Source organism: Eggerthella sinensis, assembly GCF_003339815.1.
Lineage (GTDB): Bacteria > Actinomycetota > Coriobacteriia > Coriobacteriales > Eggerthellaceae > Eggerthella > Eggerthella sinensis.
Window position 1 is genome coordinate 1 of record NZ_PPTT01000044.1, and the last position, 19,654, is coordinate 19,654.

Consider the following 19,654-nt stretch of genomic DNA (forward strand, 5'->3'; position numbering starts at 1 on the left):
ACCCGTGCCCCCCTTCATGGCGCCGCGGACGACCCCGCCGCCCCGCGAGCCTCTCGCGCGGCGCAAGAGGAGGGTATCCCCGGTTGCTCCACCCAAGCCCTTCGCGCGGCGCAAGAGGGAGTATCCCCGGTCTCCCCCTGCTCCACCTGCGCTTCTCCTTGCGGCAAGAACAGCGGCATCAAGCTCGACAGCCGTCACGGCATTCTTGCGGCTGCGCTGGGCTCCACGCTCATTTTCGGGTTCCCGGTGTTCTGCCTCATCTGCCCCGTGGGTTTGACGTTCGCCACCGTGCTGCTGGGTATGCGCCTGTTCGCGTTCGGCGAGGCCACGTGGACCATCGTGGCGTTCGTGGCCATCATCGCGGTGGAGGTGCTGCTTTTGCCGAAGTGGTGCAAGCGCTTCTGCCCCCTCGGCGCGCTGCTCTCGCTGTTCAGCGGGCTCAATCGTACGTTTCAGCCCCAGGTGAATGCCGAGACGTGCCTGCGCGAGGGTCGCGGCAAGGCGTGCAACCTGTGCGAGAAGGCCTGCCCCGAGGGCATCAACCTGCACGACATCGCGGCGGGCGAGACCACGCTCAACGACTGCAGCAAGTGCCGCGCGTGCGCCGACGTGTGCCCTGAGGGCGCCATCACGTTCCCGCTGCTGCCGAAGAAGACCACCGCGTCGGCCGTCGAGACCATCGACGCCGACGAAACTCCTGAAAGAGGGTGAGCGGCATGTCGTTGGTAGACGGACTGCTGGCCATGCTGGGCGCCATCGAGAGCGACGCGCTGGCCGTGCACGACGAGCGCTGCATCTCGGTGCGCAACCGCAACGCCGATTGCCTGCGCTGCGCCGAGGCGTGCACGTCGGGCGCCATCACGTATCGCGACAACGATCTGCACGTGGAGCCCGACAACTGCATCGGGTGCGGCAGCTGCGCGACCGCGTGTCCCACCTGCGCTATCGAGATCAAGAAGCCGTCGGACGAAGAGCTGACGGCGGCCGTGAAACGCTCCATCGTGGCGACGAAGGGCCATCCCGCCATCGCCTGCGAAACGGCGTTGCGCGCGGCTGGCGAAGAGCCCGACGCCGGGCGCCTCGTGGAGGTGCCGTGCCTCGGCCGCGTAGACGAGTCGCTGCTCGTGGGCGTTGCGGCGTACAAGGCCTTCGACGTCACGCTCGTATGCGGCGCGTGCGAGGAGTGCCCGCACGCGCCCGGCGGCGCGCTCATGCGCGAGGTTGCCGCAAGCGCGTCGAACATGCTGCGCGCCTTCGGCAGCACCATGCCCGTGACGGTGACCGACGCGTTCCCCGCTCATGTGCAAACGCCAGGTGGCGCGGGCGCGGCGGGCGACGGCGTGTCGCGACGAGACTTTCTGCACGCGGCGAAGGACACCACGAAGCAGGCGGCATCCGCCGCGGTGTCGCAGGAGCTCGCTGCTCATCTGGGGCAACAGGAGCCGGTGCCGGCCGCCTACCGCAAGGTTGGTCAGGATGGCACGCTGTCGCATTTCGTTCCCTCGCGCCGTGTGCGGTTGTACAATTATCTGCAGCATGTCGGTCAGCCCGTCGCCGACGAGGTGGATTCGCGCGTGATAGGTGCGGTGTCCATCGACGCCGAGGCGTGCAGCTCGTGCCGCATGTGCGCGGTGTTCTGCCCGACGGCCGCCATCAGGAAGCTCGACGAGGACGGGGTGTTCGGCATCGTGCATCGCCCGAGCGCGTGCATGCAGTGCCGCCTGTGCGAGCGCATATGCCCCGAGAGCGCCATCACGGTGAGCAGCACGGTGCCCATCAAGCAGTTCATGGGCAAGGAGGCGGTGTGCTACGCGATGGAGAAGCCTGTATGGAAGCCGAACAAGCCGTCGTCCATGTACGACAAGCTGCACGCAACATTGGGCGAGGATCTGGAAATGTGCATGTTCTAGAAGACGTGCACGGCGAAGGAGAAGCGCACATGATCAACTACACGCTGCCGGACTTTACGGTGGGACTTGGGCTCAACCTGTTCTTCGTCCGTTTGCAGGCGCAGCGGCCGGACTGGTTTCAGGACGGCGTGCGCATCGACAGCGTGTACGGGTGCTTTCCGGCTTGCAACCTCAACGGCGGCCGCGCGTTTCTGCGCGAGCGCACTGCGCAGGCGCAGATGGAAGAGACGTTCGCCCTGCTGGCCGAAGAGGGCGTGAAGGCGCGCCTCACGCTGACGAACATGCTGGCCACCGACGCCGACCTGCACGACGAGTACCTCAACGCCATTCTGTCGACGGCCAGCCGCTACGGGACCGAAGCCATCGTGTACGCCGACGTCGTGGCCGATTACGTGCGCGAGCGCTACGGTATGCGCTGCGTGCTGTCCACCACGCGCGCCCTGGCGGACGTCGCCGAGCTCAACCGCATGACGAAGCGCTACGACTACGTGGTGCTCGACTACAACCGCCATAAGGACCCGGCGTTTCTCGAGGCAATCGAGGACCCCAGCAAGGTGGAGGTCATGGTCAACGAGTTCTGCGTGCAGGGGTGCCCGCACCGGCAAGAGCACTACCTGCGCAACAGCGAGGATCAGATGAGCGGCTCCATGCGCCCCTTCGAATGCGTGGCGAAGCGTGCCGATTTCTTCGACCACGAGCCCGGCCATCCCGTCATCTTCACCGACGACGAGGTGCGCCGTTTGCATGAACGTTACGGCATCGGGTACTTCAAAATCGTCGGCCGCGGCGTGGCCTTCCAAACCGTGCTCGAGGCCTACGCCTACTATCTCATGCGCCCCTCCTACCGCGAAGAGACCAAGCGCCTCGTCATGCGCGCCGCGGGGTAGGGCGTAGTCGGATGTTTCACGTGAAACATCCGTTCGCTCATCTCTCCGAGTTCTGGACCCCATCTTTAGCCCAGCCCTCCTGTCCCCGCGCATCCCTCTCCTTGGGCGCGGAGGAAGACGTGTGGGACGCATGTCTTTCCCTGCGCCCAAGGAGAGGATGGGGAAGCTCTTTGCCATTCTTCGGGCGGTGTGGTACAAATGCTCGGACGAGAGCGAGGGGAAGGGACGGGCGATGGCCGACGAGACGCGGGATGGGCGGCGTGAACGATCGCTGATCGCAGCGGTTGAGCGCTTCACGCCGCTCAGGCGTTTGGGCTGGGCGTTTCTGCTGGCCTGGGTGTTCTGCGTGTTCTACACCAACACGGTGAGCGGCTACACCGGCGCGAAGGGCGCGTCGCTGGCGACGGGTGCCGGATGGGACCTGTTCTTCACGGGGCTGCCCGTGTCCATGTCGGTGGTCATGCTCGTGCTGATCGTCGTGTTGGAGAAGCGGTTGGGCTCGCCCACGCAGCATGCGGCGCTGTTCTGGCTCGCGCCGTTGGCCACGGCCATTTCCACGCCGCTGCTGTTCTGCGAGTTGGGCGATTTCGGCGCGACGGTGGCGCTGTTCGTGCTGGGCGCGGTGCTCACCGGATTCGGCAGCGGCTTCATGTGGGTCATGTGGGGCGAGTACTACGCGAAGGTCACGCAGGAGGAAGTGGAGTTCCTCGCGCCGACGTCGGCCGTGCTGGCGGCGGTGCTCGTGCTGGTGGTGTCGTCGATGCAGGGGTGGATGGCGCTTGTGGTGGTCACGGTGTTTCCCCTGTTGTCGGGCTTGTGCTTGCTGCTGTCGTGGCGTGACGCTCAAGGGCGCGCGGCCACGGCCGAGTACCGCGGGGCGGCCGAGCAGCGCGCGTTCGCGGAAGCTCACGACAGCGCGCGGGCGGGGTTGTCGCGCGTGCTCGTGTCCATGGGGCGCGCCGGGTTCGGCATTCTCGCGGCGTGCCTGTTCGTGTGTTTGGAGGGGTCGTTCTGGTCGGGCTCGGCGCAGAACACGGAAGCTTCGCAGGTGGCGCTCGTCGTGAGCATCGCGTTCATGCTGGTGGTGGGGTTGTCGGCAACGGCGGGGCCGCGTCGCGTGTCGCTGTCGTTCCTCTACCGGTGGATGTGCCCGGCGCTCGTGGTGGGCTTCGCCGCGTTCATCATCTTCGGCGACGGCACGGGAGCGTACGTGGCTTACGTGGTGGCCATTGCTGCGCGCTTCGCGTTCTGCCTGATCACGCAAATGTTCTTCGCGCGCTACGCCGTGCAAGGCGCAGCAACGCCGGTGCAGTCGTACGGCTTGGGATGGATTTTCGTGCATCTCGGCGACCTGCTGGGCGTCGTGGCGCTCGTGCTGGTGGACGCGGGCATCGCGGCGGGCGCGTTCTCGCTCGATCAGGTGGTTGCCGTGTCCGTGGCGCTGCTGGTGGGAGCCACCATGTTCGTGCTCAACGACAGCACGACGTTCGCGTTCGCCGCGCGCCAGGACGATACCGAGCGACAGCGCGACGCCTCGCCGATGACCATGACGGCGACAGCGGCGGCGACGACCCCGCAAGGCGAACCCGTCGCAACCGCAGCGGAGATCGATGACCTCACCGCACGCATCCAGACGCTCGCGCGCGACGGCGGTCTCACCCCGCGCGAGACCGAGGTGTTCGACCTCCTGGCCCGCGGGCGCTCCATCCCGTACGTGCGCGACGCCCTGGTCATCTCGAAGGAGACGGCCGCCACCCACGCCAAGCACGTCTACGCGAAGCTCGACGTCCACACCCGCCAAGAACTCATCGACCTCGTACACTAACCGTTCCCTGCCAATTATGCGCAAAACTTTGCACATCGTTGCATGTGCAAAGTTTTGCGCATATACTGAAGTGCAGAATAATGCACATCAAGCGAAGGCGGTAGGTGATGGATAGCGAAGTATTTGCCAGAGAAGTGGGGCGTCTCATACGCAAGCGTCGCAAGGCCCTGGGCCTCACGCAAAGCATGTTGTCGCAGATGACGGGAACTTCGCGGCGTTACCTTGTTTCGCTTGAATTGGGGGAATCCCCGGGTGTTCGCATAGATACGCTTTGCCGTGTATTCACCGCGCTCGGCATGACGATTTCGATATCGGTTGAGGAATACGATGAGTCTGCCGAACAGTCGGAAAGGGACCGTCCGAGTTTGCTGTCCGAGAACCGTTTCGCGGACGACAAAGAAAGCTATGTCCATGCATTCGAGCATATGGTTGAGAATCTCGGGAGGCCGATTGCATGAGGGCCCGTGCGCTCAAGGTGCTGCTGGCGGGTCGTGTCGCCGGAACGCTCGAGCAACGCGAAAGCGGAAAGCTGTCGTTCGAATACGAACGCGATTATCAAGGTGCGCCCTTGTCTTTATCCATGCCCGTTTCGAACCGCGTCTATGGAGACAAGCGCGTCCGCCCCTTCCTGTTTGGGCTGCTTCCCGACGATGCCGCCGTGCGTCAGAGCATGGGCAGGGAATTCGGCGTGTCGGGAAACAACCCGTTCGCGCTGCTTGAGCATGTGGGGCTCGAATGTCCGGGTGCGGTGCGCTTCTGCCTTGACAAAGCGGTGGAGGAAACGCTGATGGGACGCTTCGGAGGACTTGAACCGATAACGGAGCACGAGATAGCGCGTCGTTTGAAGCAAGGCCGGGAGCGTTTTGAAGCATCCTGGATGGACGAACGAGAACATTGGTCGCTAGGCGGGCAGCAATCGAAATTTGCTTTGCGATTCAAAGATGGCGCATGGTTTCGGTGCCTGGGCGCAGCTGCAACAACGCATATCCTCAAGCCGGGGATCGGACATTTGAGCTTCCAGGCTCTCAACGAATGTGTTTGCATGCGCACTGCCTCGGCATGCGGAGTGGCTACGGCGAACGTCGAATACCGATTCTTCGGCGACGAGCCTGCCATTGTGGTCGAGCGCTATGATCGTGTCGTCGATGAGCGGAGCGAGGTTGTTCGTCTCCATCAGGAGGATTTCTGCCAGATTTTGAACGTGCTGCCCGAAAACAAGTACGCCGAATACGGTGGCCCGAGCGCTTCTGCCGTACTCGGCGTGCTCGGCAAAACAGGTGCGTATGCCAATGCTAATGTGCAGCGTTTCGTTGAGATGCTGTTCTTCAACTATCTTATTGGCGCTCCCGATGCTCATGCGAAAAACTATTCGGTGCTTTTGGGAATGGAGGGCCAAGCAGTGTTGGCTCCGTTGTACGACGTTGCGTCGGCGTTTCCGTACCGGTTGCCGAAGGAACGCATCAAAGTTGCTATGAGCATTGGGGGCGAAAACCTGGTTGGCAAGCTCGGTCCCCATCATGTTCGTCGATTCGTCGAGGCGAACGAGTTGGAAAAGTTCGGTTTGGATGGTGATGAATGCATCGAGATCTTGGCACGCCTCGCGAAAAGCATACCGGGCGAACTCGGTCGGGCGCTTGATGATCTTGCGAATTGCGAGGGTGCGGACGAGCTGAAGCGTCATCTTCTCAAGCCCGTTGAACATTTGTGCAGCGCGACGCTTGCCAAGCTCTGAACACTGAGAAAGGCCCCGAAGGGGCCTTTCTGCAAGGGAGGGAGGGTGGTCGGTTGGTCGTTGGCGCTTACGCTACGCCGAGGGCGTGCTTGGCGGCGATGCGGCCGAACGTGGCCGTGCGGCCCGCGTTGATGCCCGTGAAGTTGCTGGGGTAGTTGTGGGGGTAGAATCCGCCCTGGTCGTTGCCGCACACGTAGAGGCCTTCGATGACGCTGCCGTCTTTGCGCAGCGGCTGGGAATCGGTGTTCGTGATCACGCCATGGATGGTGACCAGCAGCTCGCCGCCGATGCGGGCAGCGTAGAAGGGCGGCTCGTCGACGGCGCTCATGCGATAGGCCGGCTTGCCGAAGTCGGTGTCCTCGCCGGCCGCGACCAGGCTGTTGTACCGTTCGATGGTGGCCTTGAACGCAGCGGTCTGATCCGCGTCGAACGACATGGCGCGCGCCAGCTCGTCGAGGGTGTCGCACTTCTTGAGCGAGCCGTTCTCGATGCGCGGCTCGAGCCAGAACGAGTCGAGGTGCTCCTTCGAAATAGCCTCGCAGTCATACACGTCGGCGTTGAACGCGGTGCCCGACGGGGCAGGGAACAGGCGCGAGCATCCGCCCGTGTCGAACTGCTCGATGTCCTCGTAGTAGCTGCCGTCCCACACGATCCACGAGAAGTGGCCGGGTTGGTTCGCGCCGCCCGCGTAGCTCATGGGGTAGCACTGGTCTTCGTTCATGAAGCGCTCGCCGTTGGCGTTCACGTGCAGGAAGGGCTGGCTACCGGGCAGGAAGATGTCGCCGCCCTGGTAGGAGCCGTCGAATTCGTAATCGTCGGGAAGGATGGCGCGGTTCCAGATCATGCACGCGCCGCCGGCCTCGAGCTCCGCGCCGGCCCAGAGCGCCATGCGGATGCCGTCGCCCTCTTCGGTCACGCTGTCGCGCAGCGCGCACCAGTTCGAGTTGCCGGGGCACAGGTCCTGCAGCATCTCGTCGTTCGCGCCGTAGCCGCCGGTGCACACGATCACGCCGTTCTTCGCGTTCACCTGGATGGTGCCCTTGTCCTTCGACTCGGCGATGACGCCGGTCACCTTGCCGGAATCGTCCTGCACGAGCATCTTCGCGGGCGTCATGAACAGCACTTCGCCGCCCAGTTCGCCCAGCACTTCGTTCATCACCTCGAGGTGCGCGTAGGCGCCGTAGTTCGGGCCGTCGGGGTTGTACTCGTCCAGGCAGGGGTTGTAGCACATGGCCGGGTAGTAGGCGTGCGGATCGTCGGGCTTGTGCCACTCGAACGGGAACAGCATGCCCTTGGGCTCGAGCGTCTCCTTCATCCATTCGATCATCTCGCCGGACTTCTCGGCCCATGTCTTGTACATGAGCATGTTCGCGTCGCCCGCCTGCGTTTGGTTCGCGTGGTTCAGCAGGGTGGGGACGTCCTCGATGTGGTCGGGCTCGAGCGCGGAGTTGAGCGCGCCGATGGCCTCGCGCGCCGACGCGATATTGCCGCCCTTCTCCAGCACGATGACCTTCGCGCCGTTCTGCGCGGCCGTCGTGGCCGCCACGAGGCCGCCGTTGCCGGCGCCCACCACCACGAGATTGGCCTCAAGCGTCTCGGCGATGTCGGTGGGCATCTCGGGCTTGTCACGCCACGAGCTTTGCGCGGCGCCCTTGTCGTTGCTCTTCGCCGACGCCTCGCCCTGAGCCTGCGGCGCGCATCCGGCGAGCGCTCCTGCGGCGGCCAGCGCGCCGGTTGCGGTAAGTCCCGCCAAGAAGTTGCGGCGGCTGATGGTGTGTTCTCCCATGATTCCTCCTCCTGAGTGCGATATCAACGCCCTGCATCCTACGCGGCCGCCGACGCCGCGTCATCGCGTGGAACCGGGTATCTCCGCCCGTGTTCTGGCGAAACGCCGAAGATACCCGAAAACGGGGGAGAAAGAAGAAGCGCCTGATAGATGGACGAATCTAGTCCGCGTTGCGCGCGGTGGCTGCCTCGTCGTGCACGAGGTCGATGATTTCCTGGCGGCTGTGCACGCCGAGCTTTTGGAAGATGTTGCGGGTGTGGTAGTTTACCGTTCCGGCGGCGATGCAGAGGTCTTCCTGAATGCGTGCGGCGCTTCGTCCCTCGGCAAGCAGCACGAACACGTCGCGCTCGCGTTCGGAGAGGGCGAAGCGATCGGCGATGCGCGCGAGCACCTCGTTGCGTCGCGGCACGGCGGCATCCACGGCCTTCGCGGCTACGACGGGCGCTGCGGGCGTCGTAGCCGCGCCCGCTTTCGCCGACGCTCCCCCGAGCGACCGCCTGCTATGCCCCAGATAGCTCACCACGAGCGCCAGCAGCAGCAACTCGGAGGCGGCGAACAGGCAGACGCCCGAGAGCTGCACGAGGATGGTGGCATCGCCCAGGTGCACGAGGTGCTGCCCCAGAAACGAGCCCGCCATGTCAAACAGGGCCAGCGTGATGCGTCCGATCATGAACGTCTTCGCCGGCGAACGGTCGGTGGCTTGCGCGAACAGGACGGTGCCGAACAACAGCAGCAGCTCGAACGCGATATTGCCCACGGGATAGAACGCGTCGCCGAGCGTTTCAGTCGAATACTGCGCGAACGGCAACAGGATGAGCGCGAGCATCGCAAGGGGGGCCAGGAACAGGACGGGGAAGCTGCGCCGGTCGGCCAAGAAGATGGTCGTGCCCACGAACCCTAGCACCAAGACGGCGGCGATCAGGTAGAACAGCAGCCCGTAATTAGCGCCCGACACCTCGAACGAAGGCAGGAGCGCCACGGTGAACCCGATGAGACCCACGAGCGCAATCAGCGGCGCATAGTGCGCGCGCCGCCGCGTCCCGTCGGCGTCGTGTCGCCGCTCAACATGAGCTTCCCGGCTGCGCTGGTAGCGTCGTGCGAACTGCAGCGCGCCTCCCGAGCACAGCGGAAGCAGCACGAGCAGCGCCAAACACAGCTCGTGCGGAAGGTACCCGATGCTGACGCAGATGGCCACGATGACCACGAGGATGGTGGGGAAGTTCGCAATGACCACGCGCGAGCCCACGTTGCCGAATACCGAAGCCCATCGTGCGGCAAGCACCGACGAGCCCGCTCCGGTGAGGATGCCGCCGCAGATGACGAGCGCGAGGGACGGGACAATCAGCTGCATGCAGTAGAGCAGCGTTCCGAGCGCCGTGACGGCAGGCGCGAGGAGGGCGCAGGGCTTGCTTTCGGCAACGCGCATGAACGCTTTGGTGCGGATCGCGCCCACGAACAGCGTGAGGGCGAGCGCGACGGCCGACGAAAGGTAGATGATATCGGTGGTGTCGGCTCCGCCGAACGGCCTGCCGCTGTCCACGGCGCTGCTGTAGAACAGCAGGTACAGCCAGGAGAGGTGAAAGACGAACCCTAGGAGGTCGGGGCGGATGGTCTGCAGCGGAGACAGGGGGTCGTATGAGGGACCGGTAGCTGTTGACCTGGTGTTATCCACAATTCCCCCTCTTTTATTCCCCGGTGCCCATAAGGTTCTTATGGGTGATTTTCGGTCGCTCGGTGCGAAAACCGTAAGAAACGCGCGTGGCGGCGGCCTGTGCTGCCTGCCTATTATAGCCTCGCTCGCCGTTCGATCAATGCGAAGGCGGCGGGTCATTGAGGACGAGGCTAGGAGGAAGTATGGCAACATCGCTTTTGACGCGGCGCAGCTTTGTGAAGCTCGCAGCCGTTGTCGGGGCGGCTGCGGGGCTGGCGACGGCGCCGCACCAAGCTCTTGCCGAGACAGGGGATGGCGGTGCGTCGGCGTCGTCCGACGTGAAGGTGGTGCGCACCTGCTGTCGAGCGTGCGGAAAGAACGAGTGCGGCGTGCTGGTAACCGTGAGGGACGGGCGCGCCATCAAAGTGGAGGGGGATGCCGAAACCGCGTTCCACTCCATGGGGAACTGCTGCACGAAGTCGCAGTCGTCCATCCAGGCGGCGTACCATCCCGATCGCCTGTACCACCCCTTGAAGCGCACGAATCCCAAAGGGGAGACCGATCCGGGTTGGGTGCGCATCTCGTGGGATGAGGCGTACGCGACCATCGCCGAGAAGTTCCAGGAGCTCATCGACAAGTACGGTGGCGAGTCGATGTTCTTCATGGGCGGCACGTCGCGCATCTGGACGCAGCACGCCTACGCCGGCTGGCTGCAGCTCGTGGGCAGCCCGAACGCGGTGACCGCGTGGCAGATCTGCAAGGGTCCGCGCCACATGGCAACCCAGATGCAGTCGGAATTCGCCTACTCGTGGATGGCCACCACCGACCGCCCCCGCGTGTTCGTGCAGTGGGGCACGGCGACGGAAATCTCCAACTACGACGAGAGCTGTCGCACTACCGTCGACTTGGCGAACACGGCCGACGAGTACATCTCCATCGACCCGCGCCGCACGGGCCTCAACCACGAGGCCGACACCTGGGCGCACCTGCGGCCCGGCACCGACGGCGCGCTGGCACTGTCCTGGGCGAACGTCATCATCGAGAACAACCTGTTCAAAGACTTGTTCGTGAAGCGTTGGACCAACGCGCCCTTCCTGGTGGTGGACGGTATGGAGCCCTCGGGCGGCCCGCTGGTGAATACGATCGCCTGGTCGGAGCTCAAGCCCATGCGCACGCGCCTGCTGAAGGAAGGCGACCTCAAAGAGAGCGGCAGCGTGGCCCGCTACATGGTGTGGGACGAATTGGCCGGCACCGACGACGCCCATCCGCTGCACGACAACGACCCGTCCGGCCACCTCACCTACTTCGATGCCGAAACCGGCCTGTGGGAGGGCGAGCCCGACGAGGTGTGGAACGAGTTCTACGACAATCCGCAGCCGAACCTGCCGAAGGGCACGGTTCCCGGCCGCATCGCGAAGGAAAGCCCCTTCAACCCCGAGATCGACCCGGCGTTGCGCGGCACCTTCGATGTGGAGCTGGCCGATGGCGCCACGTACAAGGCGCGCCCGGTGTGGGACCATTTCGCCGAGTACACGCAGAACTTCACGCCCGAGAAGGCCGCCGAGATCACGGGCGTTGCCGCCGAGGACATCGAGCGCATGGCGAAGACGTGGGCCACGCCCCTCGACCCATCCACCGGCTACGGCAACGGCGGCTTGCAGTACGGCCTTGCCCCCGAGCACGCCTGCAACGCCATCCAGAACAACCGCATCTTCGACACGCTGGTGGGCATCACGGGCAACTGGGACACGCCAGCCGGCAATCGCGGCCCTACGTGCGGCACGTTCTCGGGTGCTGAGGACGCGCAACCCACGATTGTGACCGGGCACTTCGAGGGCGTGGACTTCACGACGTTCCACGACAAGATCCTCGGCCATGAGAAGATTCCCACGCTGTCGTGGTGGCAGCAGTGGGCCGACGCGAACGCGGTGCAGGACGCCATCCTCACGGGCGACCCGTACCCGGTGCGTGGCGGTTTGTGCGAGGCTTCGGGCTTCATGAACCAAGGCAACTCGACGAAGTATTGGGAAGCTTTGAACGCGCTCGACTTCTTCGTGGTACAGGATTTGTGGAAGACCCCCGCGGCCGGCGCGGCCGACATCCTGCTGCCGGTGTATCACTGGTTGGAAGTGGATTGCCCCCGTATCTCGCAGGGTTCGACGGGCGCGCAGGGCGCGAACTGCCGGGCCATCGAACCGCCGGGCGACTGCAAATTCGACGTGGACATCGTCACCGATGTGTACAAGGCCATGGGTGTGCCCTACGCCGACGACCCCGTGTCGTTCGGTCTGCCCGAGGGTTGCACGTATCCTACGAGCGAGCAGCTGTTCGACAAGGTGGTGGCGCCGATGGGCATGACCTGGGCCGAGTACAAGGAAGCCTTCCAGGAGCACGGCTGGTGGGACTGCCGTGAGATTGCGCCGGAAACCTGGGGCACGTACCGTCGATACGAGACGGGTATGTGCTCAAAGCCGGGCCTGGTCACGCCGGCAGGCAACCCGATGAAGGGTATGTCCACCCCCACGCGCAAGATGGAAATCTGGTCCACGGCGCTGGAAACCTACGAGTCCGAGGGGAAGTTCAACCTGCCCTCGTGGGAGCCGGCGGCGCATAACGAGCTGGGCGACCCCTCGGTGAAGGACGAGTGGCCCTTCCTCATGACCACAGGGCGCCGCATTCCCGTGTACTTCCACTCCGAGCACCGGCAACTGCCGTGGTGCCGTGAGCTGTGGCCGGCGCCGCGCATGGAGATCAACCCTGACGACGCGCAGAAGCTGGGCATCGAGCAGGGCGACTGGGTGTGGATCGAGAGCCCCAACGGCAAGGTGCGCCAGACGGCCGATTTGTACTACGGCATCGAGCCGGGCGTGGTGAACGCCGAGCATCAGTGGTGGTTCCCCGAGCTGAACCAGGCTGGCGGCGGTTTCGACCTGTGCACGATCAACTGCCTTGTGGACGGGGATGAGCAGGACCCTCTCTGCGGCGCATCTTATCTGCGCGCGTACAACGTGAAGGTGTACAAAGCCACGCCGGAGAACTCGCCGTTCGGAAATCCGGTGCCGTGCGGTGTCGACGGCACCGAGATCATCTTCGACTCGTCCGACGATCGTTTGAAGGCCTGGCTGCCCAACTACGAGATTCGAAAGGAGGCCTAGCATGACTCAGTACGCGATCGTCACCGACGTGAACCGCTGCGTGGGCTGTCTTGCCTGCTCGGTGGCGTGCAAGGTGGTGAACGGGGTGCCGGTAGGCAGCTTCTGGAACAAGACGCTGCGCATCACCAACCCCTCCGCCGGAGGCCAGAATTGGCCCGATATCGACAACTACTACCTCACCATCTCGTGCCAGCACTGCGCCGATCCCGAGTGTGTGAAGGTGTGCCCGACGGGCGCCTCGCACAAGTTGGAGGACGGCACCGTGCAGATTGACAAGTCGAAGTGCATCGGCTGCCAGTTCTGCGCTATGAGCTGCCCGTATGGGGTGCGGTATTTGAACGAGGAAGAGCGCGTCGTGGAGAAGTGCACGCTGTGCGAGCAGAAGATCGCGCAGGGCGAGCTGCCGCAGTGCGTGTCTCAGTGCGGCGGTATGGCCCGATGGTTCGGCGACCTCGACGAGGGCTTGGAGTCGTTCCGCGGCGCGCGCGGCGAGACGCTGGGCGCGTTCTGCGAACCCTTTACGGAAGCTGACGTGCATACGCTGCCCGACGTGGGCAATGGCCCCGAGGGTCGATACATCCTGCGTCGCATGACGTGGCGAGGAGGGGAGGAATAATGGAACTCCAATGGCCCTTGATCCTGTTCACCGTGCTGGTCGCGTGGAGCGCGGGGTTGTTCGGCGCGCAGAGCTTGGCGGCGCTGCGCGGTGACGGCGGGCGGGCGCAGATGGCCTCGCTGGTGGCGTCCGTCGTGCTGCTGGCCGCCGGCGGGATCGCGGTGTTCTTCCACCTGCAGCACTGGGAGAGGATATTCAACGGCTTCGGCCACCTGACGAGCGGGATCACGCAAGAGCTGATCGCCATCGTGGTGGTGGTCGCGCTGATGGTCGTGTACTTCGTGTTCCTGCGGAAGGGAAGCGGCGTGCCGAAGTGGCTGGCCGCGCTGTCGCTCGCGATGTCCGTCGTGCTGGTGGCCGTCATGGCCCACAGCTACACCATGGCCGCCCGCCCGGCGTGGGACTCGGTGCTCTGGATCCTGGCGGTCCTCGGCGAGGCCTGCGTCCTGGGACCCGTGAGCTTCCTCGTCATCCTGGCCGCAGTGCGGCCCGGGGACCGACCCGCCATGCGCGCGGCCGACGTCGCGGCCCCCGCAGGTCCCCCCGCCCTGGCCGGCGCGCTCGTCAACGCCGTGACCGCCGCCGCCTTCGCCGCCTTCCTCCAGCTCTCCGCGGGCTCCTTCGCGACCGTCGGCTACTACTTCGACCCGACGCACCCCACCAAGGCCATGGCCGACGCCGCCGCGACGGTGGCCGGCCAGGCGCCCCTGCTGTGGGCGGGCGCCGTGGCCGTGGGCGCCCTCGTCCCGTTGGCCGCCTGCTTCCTCGGCCGCAAGTCCGGCAACTGGAAGCTCTGGGGAGCCGTGGCCCTGGCCGCCGCGCTGATCGGCGCCGTCTGCCTGCGCGTGGTCTTCTACAACCTGGGTCTGAGCGTCTTCATGTTCTACTAGGCGACCCTCCGCCCCCTACTCCCCACCTTGCGCCCGCGGAGTCCCTCCCATCCCGCAAGTCTCCCTGCGGGCGCAAGGTGGAGAACCCCGCCTACTCCCTGCGCCCGCGGAACCCCTCCCGTTTCTCAAGACTCCCCGCGGGCGCAACAGGGGGGAGTCCCAGCTCCGCCATAGCGCCCGCGAGCCCTCCATCCCTCAAGGCCCCCATCCCTCTCTTTGCTCCCGGCAGGAAGACGATTCGCTCCCCAACCCCCTTGCAAACGCGAATCGCCTTCGTGCCGGGAACATCCGGGTGCTATCATGGTGGGCGATGTGGGGTTCGGGCCGCTGGGGCGGACGACGACGATGGAGGGTGCGAAACCATGGAGCAAACCGACAGCCGCTACGGGCAGTACGTGGCCATCCTCGAAGAAGAGCTCGTCGCTGCGATGGGGTGCACCGAGCCCATCGCCATCGCGCTTGCCGCTGCGCGCGCCCGCGAGCTGTTGGGAGCGCGGCCGATGCGCGTCGAGGTGGAAGCGAGCGGCAGCATCATCAAGAACGCGAAGAGCGTCGTGGTGCCGCACACCGGCGGGCTCAAGGGCATCGAGGCCGCCGCGGCTGCGGGCATCGTGGCCGGGCAGGCCGAGCGCAGCCTCGAGGTGATCGCCGACGTGTCGACCGACGACATCGAGTGCATCGCCACGTACCTGGCGAGCACGCCCATCACCGTCGAGCGCTCGGAGTCGGGCCTCGACTTCGACATCGTGGTGCGCGTCTTCGCCGACGACGGTGCCCGCAGCGCGCTCGTGCGCATCGTCGACTACCACACGAACATCGTGCGCGAGGAGCGCGACGGCGAGGTGCAACGCGACAGCGGTGCGGAAGCGGAATCCGGTGCGGTCGACGGCCTCACCGACCGCAGCGTATTGTCGATGGAGGGCATCTGGGATTTCGCCATGACGGTGCGCATCGAGGACGTCCGCGCGCTGCTTGACCAGCAAATCGCCTGCAACGGCGCCATCGCGCAGGAGGGGCTCGACGGCGATTGGGGCGCGAACATCGGTAGCGTCATGCTGGGGGCCTACGGCGACGACGTGAAGGTGCGCGCTTGTGCGTGCGCTGCGGCGGCGTCCGATGCGCGCATGAGCGGCTGCGAGCTGCCCGTCGTCATCAACTCCGGTAGCGGCAACCAGGGCATCACCGTGTCCGTGCCGCTCATCGAGTACGCGCGCCATCTGGGGTCGAGCGAGGAACGACTCTACCGCGCGCTCGTGCTGTCGAACCTCATCGCCATCCATCAGAAGACGGGCATCGGGCGCCTGTCGGCGTTCTGCGGCGCCGTGAGCGCCGGCGCGGCGGCCGGCGCGGGCATCGCGTACCTCGACGGGGGCGGCTACGAGGATGCCATCCATGCCGTGGTGAACGCCCTGTCCATCATCGCCGGCATGGTGTGCGACGGTGCGAAGCCCTCGTGTGCCGGCAAGATCGCCTTCTCGGTGAACGCCGGCATCATGGGCTACGTCATGTACCGCGACGGCCAGCAGTTCTACGGCGGCGACGGCATCGTGAAGAAGGGCGTGGAGAACACCATCGACAGCATCGCCCGTCTCGGCCGCGACGGCATGCGCGCCACCAACGACGAAATCATCAGAATCATGCTAGGAGCCTAACGGCAGAAGAGCGCCGCATCCCGTTTGGAGGAAGGGGATGCGGCGCGTTCGAATCGCTAGGCGTTCGCGAGTGCGGAGCGTGCGGAGATGCGGCCGAAAGCCATGCATTCGCCCAGGTTGCCTGCGCCCTGGTACATGTTGCTCCACACCGAGCCGAACTCGCCCGCTGCGTACAGGTTGGGGATGGGATTTCCGTCGAGGTCGATGATCTCGCCCTTCGCGCTGCGCTGCGGGCCGCCGTCGGTGTTGACGAATTCCGGTGCGCAGTTGCAGGCGTAGAACGGGGGAGTGGTGATGGGCGTCAGCGACTCGGAGGGACGGAAGAAGCTCAGGTCCTTGCCGTTCTCGCAATACTCGTTCCACGTGGCCACGGTTTCCAAGAACTCGTCGACGGGCACGTTCATCTGCACGGCAAGCTCTTCGAGGGTGTCGGCCTGGCAGCCGAACCCGTCGGACACAGGGTCGGCGCCGTTTGCCCCTGCCATGGGGTCGGTGCCGCCTGCGTTGAACGCGCCCGCCTCGTAGCCGGTTTGGTCGAACACGAACCAGCTTTTCGCCGGCATGGGCAAATGACTCCACTCGCCGCCGAAGTTCATGTGCCCGTGACGGCAGCCCACGTTCATGCTCAGGTCCGATTGGCCTTCGTACACGTGACCGATCACGCATGCGTCCCAATCCATGTAGAAGCGGCGGCCGCTCACGCCGACGGTGATGCCCTTGTCCTTCGCGATGCCGAAGTACGCGCCCTGCTTGCTGTCGTCGAGCTTTCGGATGTTCGTCCAGAACCCGGCCACGCTGTTCATGTGCCACATGGCCGCTCCGAGCTTCTGGCAGATGGTGATGCCGTCGCCCTCGTTGTACAGCCCTGCGCGCGGGTAGGCGATAGGCGCCGACAGGTAGTCCTGCATCATCGTCTTGTTGCTTTCGAAGCCGCCGCACGCCATGATGACGCCGCGATTTGCTTTCGCGTACACGGTTTTGCTGCCGTCTTGGTACACCGCGCCCAGCACGGCCTTCGTCGCGGGGTCTTGCACGAGCGCGGTGAGCGGCGCTTTGGTTTTCTGCGTGATGGCGTCGGTGTGCTGCTGCTTGACCGAGTACATGAACTGCTGCACGTGGCCGATGCCGTCGCTGTTCTCCTTGAGCCAATGGAATTCGGCAAGGCCGGCCGAGTGGGGGAGCTCGGGGTATTCCGGATAACACACGGCTTGCGATTCGCTCACCTGGCCCGGAACGCCAATTTCCATCCCGTTTTTGTCGGCTCCCAAGCTGAGTACCCAGTCGAGGTTTTCGATGACGCCCTGAGCGTAGGCTTCAAGCACGTCGTCAGGCGTATTGTCGAAGGTGCCGCGACACTCCTTAACATAGGCGGTGAAGTTCTCGAGATTGTCGGTGAATAGGCACTTCCCCGACGAGAAGGGACTGTTGCCGCCACCGAGCTCCGAATCGCCCTTTTCGAGAAGCAGGCACGTTGCGCCGTCTCCTTCGGTGGCGACGGTGACCGCCGCGGACATGCCTGCAAGGCCTGCCCCGACGACGATGACGTCGTATTCCTCATCCCAGGACACGTCCTGAGCGTTGTTCGTGCTCTGCGCCGAAGCCTGTGGGTTCGGCGTGCAGCCGGTGATGCCAACCAACGCGGCCCCTACGGCGGTGATGCCGGCCCCTTTGATAAATGCCCGTCGTGATGTGGTTGCGCTTCGTTCCATGATGGTCTCCTTGCCCCTGAGTCGTGTTGTCCGCGAGCCTGTTCGCTTGCGGCTTGCATGGCTGCAGCATAGACGCACCGGGTAGCCGCGCTCTTCCCAACTCGTGGGTGAACTGGTGCGATGATGGGTCGAAATGCGGGTGAATTCGTCTACCCAGTTTTGGGTGAAAGGCTTGAAACGCCGTTTCGCTCACGAGCGAGGCGGTTATAATGGTCGAATTGTTGGGGAGTGGAATTCGATACCGCATACGGGGAACAGCAATGGGGAAACGGTTTCAAATAGCATGCGCGGTGGCGGGCTTGGCGCTCATGTGGCCATACCTGCAGCATTTCTTCTTCCGTGTCACGTTTTTCGGGAACATCTCGGTGTTCGATTCGCTTATCGGGTTCGGGGTGTTTTTGGTGGTTGTGGGCGCCGTCATCGCGGTTGCCGCGCTCAAGTCGTCCGCCGTGGTGCGCCTGCTCGCGCGCCCTCGCGTGATGCCGGCGATAGCGGGGCTGTCCCTTGCGGGCAGCGTGTGCATCGTGGTTACGTCGGGCAGCGGGGAAGGCCCGTTCTTCGCGGCGTTCACGCTGCTGTGCGTCGTGTGCTATGCCGTGGGGTTCGCCGCGCTTTTCTTCGCCTGGGTGTTCGAGCTCAAGCGCCTTGTGTTCAGGTTGGGGTTGGGCACGGCGGTTTCCATCGTGGTGGTGAGCGCGGCGCTGGGGTACGCCATCTCGCCCACGTGGATTGCCGATACGTGGTTCTATCGCCTGCTTCCCGTGCTGGGCATTCCGCTGTCAAGCGGGTGCTGGTTCGTTCTCGCTCGCCGGTTCCCCTTCGAGCCGGGCGAGTGCAATCCGGTGCTGCAGTCTCCCTCCGTGAAGCGATGGGGTCTGCTGTTCGTCGCGTACTTCGTCATCAATATGATGCACGCGCTGTTTTACTGCATCGATCAGGATGCCGATTTCACGGGCGATACCGTCCTGTCCTTCGCGGTGCTCTTCGTGTTCATGGCGTTGCTTCTGATCATGGCGCTCAACAAGCGCATGGGGCAGAATTCGCTCTGGTACCTCGGCGTGGGGTTGACGGTGGTGCTGTTCGCGGGTTTGTTCTTCGCGTTCCAGTTCGGGAGCTCCGACGCCGTGCTGGGCATGAGCATCGTGTTCACCATCATGCGCTGCTTGCAGATATTCGTGTTCGTCGTGCTGCTGGTGGTGGTCTACCAGGACGATTTGCCCGCGCTGCCGCTGTTCGGGGCCGTGTTCTTGCTCACGATGGTGTTCAACAGCGTGTTCAGCTACTTTATCGCCCCGTGGTGGATTGAGGCGTTCGACATCGACGCGAGCGCGTCCGTCGGCGCGTTTGCGACGGTGCTGGGCTTTCTGCTCATCGTGGTGCTTGCGGCGTTTCTGCTGTTCTTCAGCTCGGGGACGAACCTGCATGCCGTCACGTACGCGCGCGAGCCGGCTCCCTCGGCGATGGACCGCGAGTCGGCTTGCCAGGAGCTCGCGCGGCGGCACGGCATGACGCAGCGCGAGCAGGATGTGCTGTACTACGTATCGCTCGGCTACAACGTGAAGAAGATCGGCGAGACGCTGTTTATCTCCGAACACACGGTTCACTCGCACGCCAAAGCGGTGTACCGCAAGCTCGACGTACACGCCAAACAAGAAGTGATCGACCTCGTCAACGGAATGTGCAGGTAAGGGGGAGAACGCACGAGCGCCCCTCGCATGGCGCCCCCGATTGCGCCCGCGGGCGGGTGGCTGGTCCGCATGGCTTTCGGCGGGCGCATGGAGCGGGGGCACCCCCCCCGATTGCGCCCGCGGGGTTGGGGGCTGGTTCGCATGGCTTTCGGC

14 protein-coding genes are annotated in these 19,654 nt (G+C 64.7%); 11 read left to right on the forward strand and 3 right to left on the reverse strand.

Annotated elements, in window-relative coordinates; all coding sequences use genetic code 11:
• The 6 genes from C1876_RS16435 to C1876_RS16460 all read left to right on the forward strand — a co-directional run.
• A partial coding sequence (locus C1876_RS16435; RefSeq protein ID WP_244910188.1) for a 4Fe-4S binding protein occupies positions 1 to 711 on the forward strand: 711 nt, incomplete at its 5' end.
• A 5-nt stretch (positions 712 to 716) separates the two neighbouring features.
• Complete coding sequence (locus C1876_RS16440; RefSeq protein ID WP_114547803.1) at positions 717 to 1,910, forward strand: 4Fe-4S binding protein; 1,194 nt, start codon at positions 717 to 719, stop codon at positions 1,908 to 1,910.
• 29 nt (positions 1,911 to 1,939) lie between these two features.
• Positions 1,940 to 2,797: a hypothetical protein gene (locus tag C1876_RS16445; protein WP_114547804.1), complete on the forward strand. Its 858-nt coding sequence runs from the start codon at positions 1,940 to 1,942 to the stop codon at positions 2,795 to 2,797.
• A gap of 157 nt (positions 2,798 to 2,954) precedes the next feature.
• Positions 2,955 to 4,622 carry a helix-turn-helix transcriptional regulator gene (locus C1876_RS16450; protein ID WP_244910189.1) on the forward strand — a complete coding sequence of 556 codons (1,668 nt, stop codon included), beginning with the start codon at positions 2,955 to 2,957 and terminating at the stop codon, positions 4,620 to 4,622.
• A 107-nt stretch (positions 4,623 to 4,729) separates the two neighbouring features.
• Positions 4,730 to 5,080, forward strand: coding sequence for a helix-turn-helix domain-containing protein (locus C1876_RS16455; RefSeq protein ID WP_114547805.1), 351 nt, complete (start codon positions 4,730 to 4,732; stop codon positions 5,078 to 5,080).
• Positions 5,077 to 6,354 (forward strand): type II toxin-antitoxin system HipA family toxin, encoded by a 1,278-nt coding sequence (locus tag C1876_RS16460; RefSeq protein ID WP_114547806.1) that lies wholly within the window; start codon positions 5,077 to 5,079, stop codon positions 6,352 to 6,354. The genes C1876_RS16455 and C1876_RS16460 overlap by 4 nt, the downstream gene beginning before the upstream one ends.
• 67 nt (positions 6,355 to 6,421) lie before the next feature.
• On the opposite strand, the gene C1876_RS16465 is transcribed toward C1876_RS16460, so the two are convergent.
• The gene (locus C1876_RS16465; RefSeq protein WP_114547807.1) at positions 6,422 to 8,140 is read right to left on the reverse strand and encodes an FAD-dependent oxidoreductase; all 1,719 of its coding nucleotides are present in this window, start codon (positions 8,138 to 8,140) and stop codon (positions 6,422 to 6,424) included.
• A 160-nt stretch (positions 8,141 to 8,300) separates the two neighbouring features.
• Positions 8,301 to 9,812 (reverse strand): helix-turn-helix domain-containing protein, encoded by a 1,512-nt coding sequence (locus C1876_RS16470; RefSeq protein WP_158544728.1) that lies wholly within the window; start codon positions 9,810 to 9,812, stop codon positions 8,301 to 8,303.
• A 182-nt stretch (positions 9,813 to 9,994) separates the two neighbouring features.
• On the opposite strand from C1876_RS16470, the gene C1876_RS16475 reads away from it, so the two are divergent.
• The 4 genes from C1876_RS16475 to C1876_RS16490 all read left to right on the forward strand — a co-directional run bounded on the left by C1876_RS16475 (position 9,995) and on the right by C1876_RS16490 (position 16,104).
• Positions 9,995 to 12,946 carry a molybdopterin-containing oxidoreductase family protein gene (locus C1876_RS16475; RefSeq protein WP_114547809.1) on the forward strand — a complete coding sequence of 984 codons (2,952 nt, stop codon included), beginning with the start codon at positions 9,995 to 9,997 and terminating at the stop codon, positions 12,944 to 12,946.
• Position 12,947: 1 nt separating this feature from the next.
• Positions 12,948 to 13,562, forward strand: a complete 615-nt coding sequence (locus C1876_RS16480; protein WP_114547810.1) for a 4Fe-4S dicluster domain-containing protein — start codon at positions 12,948 to 12,950, stop codon at positions 13,560 to 13,562.
• A complete protein-coding gene (locus C1876_RS16485) occupies positions 13,562 to 14,452 on the forward strand; it encodes a dimethyl sulfoxide reductase anchor subunit family protein (protein ID WP_114547811.1) in 891 nt (296 codons plus the stop codon). Before C1876_RS16480 ends, C1876_RS16485 begins: the two co-directional genes overlap by 1 nt.
• Positions 14,453 to 14,814: 362 nt before the next feature.
• On the forward strand, positions 14,815 to 16,104 hold the full coding sequence (locus tag C1876_RS16490; protein ID WP_114547812.1) for an L-cysteine desulfidase family protein: 1,290 nt from the start codon (positions 14,815 to 14,817) through the stop codon (positions 16,102 to 16,104).
• Positions 16,105 to 16,160: 56 nt separating this feature from the next.
• Here C1876_RS16490 and C1876_RS16495 read toward each other — a convergent pair whose 3' ends face one another.
• On the reverse strand, positions 16,161 to 17,813 hold the full coding sequence (locus C1876_RS16495; RefSeq protein ID WP_114547813.1) for an FAD-dependent oxidoreductase: 1,653 nt from the start codon (positions 17,811 to 17,813) through the stop codon (positions 16,161 to 16,163).
• 260 nt (positions 17,814 to 18,073) lie between these two features.
• Between C1876_RS16495 and C1876_RS16500 the strand changes: the two genes are divergently transcribed.
• Positions 18,074 to 19,501 (forward strand): response regulator transcription factor, encoded by a 1,428-nt coding sequence (locus tag C1876_RS16500; RefSeq protein WP_158544729.1) that lies wholly within the window; start codon positions 18,074 to 18,076, stop codon positions 19,499 to 19,501.
• Positions 19,502 to 19,654: the final 153 nt, after the last annotated feature.

Bases quoted from the DNA above. Each gene is read 5' to 3' on its own strand.
- C1876_RS16440 (WP_114547803.1), top strand. From the start codon at position 717: ATGTCGTTGGTAGACGGACTGCTGGCCATGCTGGGCGCCATCGAGAGC.
- C1876_RS16445 (WP_114547804.1), top strand. From the start codon at position 1,940: ATGATCAACTACACGCTGCCGGACTTTACGGTGGGACTTGGGCTCAAC.
- C1876_RS16450 (WP_244910189.1), top strand. From the start codon at position 2,955: ATGGGGAAGCTCTTTGCCATTCTTCGGGCGGTGTGGTACAAATGCTCG.
- C1876_RS16455 (WP_114547805.1), top strand. From the start codon at position 4,730: ATGGATAGCGAAGTATTTGCCAGAGAAGTGGGGCGTCTCATACGCAAG.
- C1876_RS16460 (WP_114547806.1), top strand. From the start codon at position 5,077: ATGAGGGCCCGTGCGCTCAAGGTGCTGCTGGCGGGTCGTGTCGCCGGA.
- C1876_RS16465 (WP_114547807.1), bottom strand. From the start codon at position 8,140: ATGGGAGAACACACCATCAGCCGCCGCAACTTCTTGGCGGGACTTACC.
- C1876_RS16475 (WP_114547809.1), top strand. From the start codon at position 9,995: ATGGCAACATCGCTTTTGACGCGGCGCAGCTTTGTGAAGCTCGCAGCC.
- C1876_RS16480 (WP_114547810.1), top strand. From the start codon at position 12,948: ATGACTCAGTACGCGATCGTCACCGACGTGAACCGCTGCGTGGGCTGT.
- C1876_RS16485 (WP_114547811.1), top strand. From the start codon at position 13,562: ATGGAACTCCAATGGCCCTTGATCCTGTTCACCGTGCTGGTCGCGTGG.
- C1876_RS16490 (WP_114547812.1), top strand. From the start codon at position 14,815: ATGGAGCAAACCGACAGCCGCTACGGGCAGTACGTGGCCATCCTCGAA.
- C1876_RS16495 (WP_114547813.1), bottom strand. From the start codon at position 17,813: ATGGAACGAAGCGCAACCACATCACGACGGGCATTTATCAAAGGGGCC.
- C1876_RS16500 (WP_158544729.1), top strand. From the start codon at position 18,074: ATGGGGAAACGGTTTCAAATAGCATGCGCGGTGGCGGGCTTGGCGCTC.